This is a genomic window from bacterium (assembly GCA_027622355.1).
Lineage (GTDB): Bacteria > UBA8248 > UBA8248 > UBA8248 > UBA8248 > JAQBZT01.
Window position 1 is genome coordinate 1 of the sequence record JAQBZT010000330.1, and the last position, 2,717, is coordinate 2,717.

Consider the following 2,717-nt stretch of genomic DNA (forward strand, 5'->3'; position numbering starts at 1 on the left):
CGGGCGAAACCAGGCCGGGGATGCAGGCTTCCCCTCTTCCTCGCGCGGGTGTTGGCCGGCCGGCCGACGGGCTTTCCCTCCCCCGCCGATGACTTCATCGAAAACCGCCTCGATATTAACGCCCACCTCGTAAAACGCCCCGCCGCCACCTTCTTCGTCAGAGTCCAGGGGGACTCGATGCGGGGTGCCGGAATCCACGACGGGGACATCCTCGTGGTGGACCGCTCCCTCGAGGCCGCGAGCGGCAAGGTTGTCGTTGCGGTAGTAGACGGGGAACTCACCGTCAAGCGGCTCGAGATGAAAGGAGGCGCCATGCGCCTTCTTCCCGAGAACAATGATTACCGCCCCACCGAGATCACCGACGGGATGGAACTCACCATCTGGGGGGTGGTGACGAGCGTCATCCACGCCCTCTGAACCATGTGTGCCATCGCCCTCGTTGACTGCAGTAATTTCTACGTTTCCTGCGAGCGCGTGTTCAATCCCAAACTGATGAACTGGCCCGCCGTCGTCCTCAGCAACAACGACGGGTGCATCATCGCCCGCTCTGAAGAAGCCAAGGCGGCCGGCATCCGGATGGGAGCCCCCTACCATGAGGAAAAAAAGCGCCTCGCGCAGATGGGCGGCGCCGTGCTTTCTTCGAACTACGCCCTTTACGGCGACATGTCCGCCCGCGTGATGTCGCTCCTGGGGGAGTTTGCGCCCAGGGTGGAGGTCTACTCCATCGATGAGGCGTTTCTGGATTTTGAAAATCTCGCTAATGTCGACCTCACAGAGCACGCCCGAAGGATGCGGGAGCGGGTGCTCCGCTGGACGGGCATTCCCGTGGGCGTCGGGATCGGTCCCACCAAGGTCATCGCCAAGGCCGCAAACAAGCTCGCGAAGCGAAATGGCGGCGTATTTGCGCTGCTGGATGAGGGCGCCATCCGCACGGCCCTTGCGGGAATGGCGGTCGAGGACATCTGGGGCATCAGCGGGAGATGGGGAAAGCGGCTCCGCCGGATGGGAATCGAGACTGCCCTCGCGCTTCGGGAGGCCGATCCCGCCCGCATCCGCCAGGGCTTCGGCGTTGTGGTCCAGCGGATTCTTTATGAATTGCGAGGAGTGCCCTGTCTATCGATTGAGGATGCGCCGCCCGCCAAAAAGGAAATCTGCGTCTCGCGCTCCTTTCGAAAGCGGGTGGATGCCATGGAAGAGCTCTCTCAGGCCGCCGCGAGCTATGCGACAAGGGCCGCGGAGAAACTCCGGCGGGAGGGATCCCGGGCGGGCGGTTTGAGCGTCTTCATCCACACGAATCATTTCCGGGAAGGGGAGTCGCAGTACAGCGGATCGGGAAGCGTGCGCTTCGCCCATCCCACGAGCGATACGGGGCTTCTCATCCGGGCGGCCCTCGCCGCGCTCCGGCGCATCTACAAGCCGGGGTATCTTTACCACAAGGCGGGGGTGCTGCTTTTTGATATCGCTCCCGCCAGGCGGGTGCAGGAGGAGATGTTCGATTGTCCGGAACACCCCAGGTCGGATGCACTCATGTCGGCGCTCGATGCGCTCAATTCACGGATGGGTCGGGCCGCTGTGCGCTATGGGGCGGAGGGGTTCGAGGCCACCTGGCGAATGAAGGGGGAGATGCGCTCCCCGAGGTACACGACGCGCTGGGAGGAGTTAGTGAGGGTGCGGGCAGGATGAATGATTTGGGTCATTTGTCTGCAATCAAGAATTGGGTGAAAACCAGGAATAAATTCTTCATGGCGAATGAGATTAGGGAGATGGATTCTGAGGGGCAAGGCGACGAAATCCCTGGATTTAAGTAAAATTATCAATTCGCCATGAACAGCCCATTTCCCGTGTCAGTATCGAAGGAAAGGATTTTTAGGTTTCTAGAAATCCTTGCACCTGGGCGAGAAATTCTTCCCTCCGATGTTCAAATTCCATGAAATGCGTACCTTCCCCCATGACCACGTAACGTTTCCCGTGGCTGGCAGTGAGCTTCTGGAACAGGTTCCAGGCCTCGGTGGGATTCGCCGCGCCGTCCTGCTCTCCATAGATTAACAATACGGGGCAGCGTATTTTAGAGGCGTTGTAGGGAGGCTTATTGCGCACACGGTCATAGAGGTCGGCCAGCGATCCGTTGGGTGTTCGGACGGCCGGTGGCGTCCTCTTCGCCCCTTCGGGATCGGTGGCGAGAAATTCCTTCCAGTAGGCGCGAACCAGCCTCATGTCCCGCCAGCGGCGGTGGGCACTGCCGCTGATGTGGCCCCACCATCTCTCGTGAAGGTCCTTCTCGGTCGTCCAAATCCATGAACCGTTTTTCAGGTTCCATCTTCCGGGCTTATTGGGGTCCTCGAATCGAGCGGCGCGCTCCGGGTTGTTGTATGCGTAGTAGGGTGCGTAAAGGACAAGACGGTTGACGCGTGACGGGTTGGCTGCCGTGAAGGCTGCCGTCGTGGTTGTACTCCAGGAGCGTCCCAGCAGATTAATCCGGTCGATCCCATTTCGTTCACAAATAAAACGTACGACGGCCTCAATATCACGCATGGCGGTCTTGCCGCGCACGAGCGGTCGTTTGCCGATCGGGTCTTTATCCATTTCACAAGGGCGGGAGGAGCGACCGAACCCCCGGACAGACATGGTGAATACGTTAAAGCCACGGTCGGCGATGTAGTCCATCCAGGAGTAGCCAGGCACGGACAAATCGAACGCGACCGGCCCCGGTGCTAGGC

General features: G+C 60.3%; 3 protein-coding genes. 2 read left to right on the forward strand and 1 reads right to left on the reverse strand.

What is annotated here, in order from left to right:
* The first annotated feature begins 48 nt into the window (after positions 1-48).
* The gene (gene umuD, locus O2807_14290; protein ID MDA1001672.1) at positions 49-417 is read left to right on the forward strand and encodes a translesion error-prone DNA polymerase V autoproteolytic subunit; all 369 of its coding nucleotides are present in this window, start codon (positions 49-51) and stop codon (positions 415-417) included.
* Positions 418-420: 3 nt separating this feature from the next.
* Positions 421-1,683 carry a Y-family DNA polymerase gene (locus O2807_14295; protein MDA1001673.1) on the forward strand — a complete coding sequence of 421 codons (1,263 nt, stop codon included), beginning with the start codon at positions 421-423 and terminating at the stop codon, positions 1,681-1,683.
* A 183-nt stretch (positions 1,684-1,866) separates the two neighbouring features.
* Here O2807_14295 and O2807_14300 read toward each other — a convergent pair.
* The coding region (locus O2807_14300) for an alpha/beta fold hydrolase (protein MDA1001674.1) at positions 1,867-2,717 on the reverse strand (851 nt) is incomplete at its 5' end.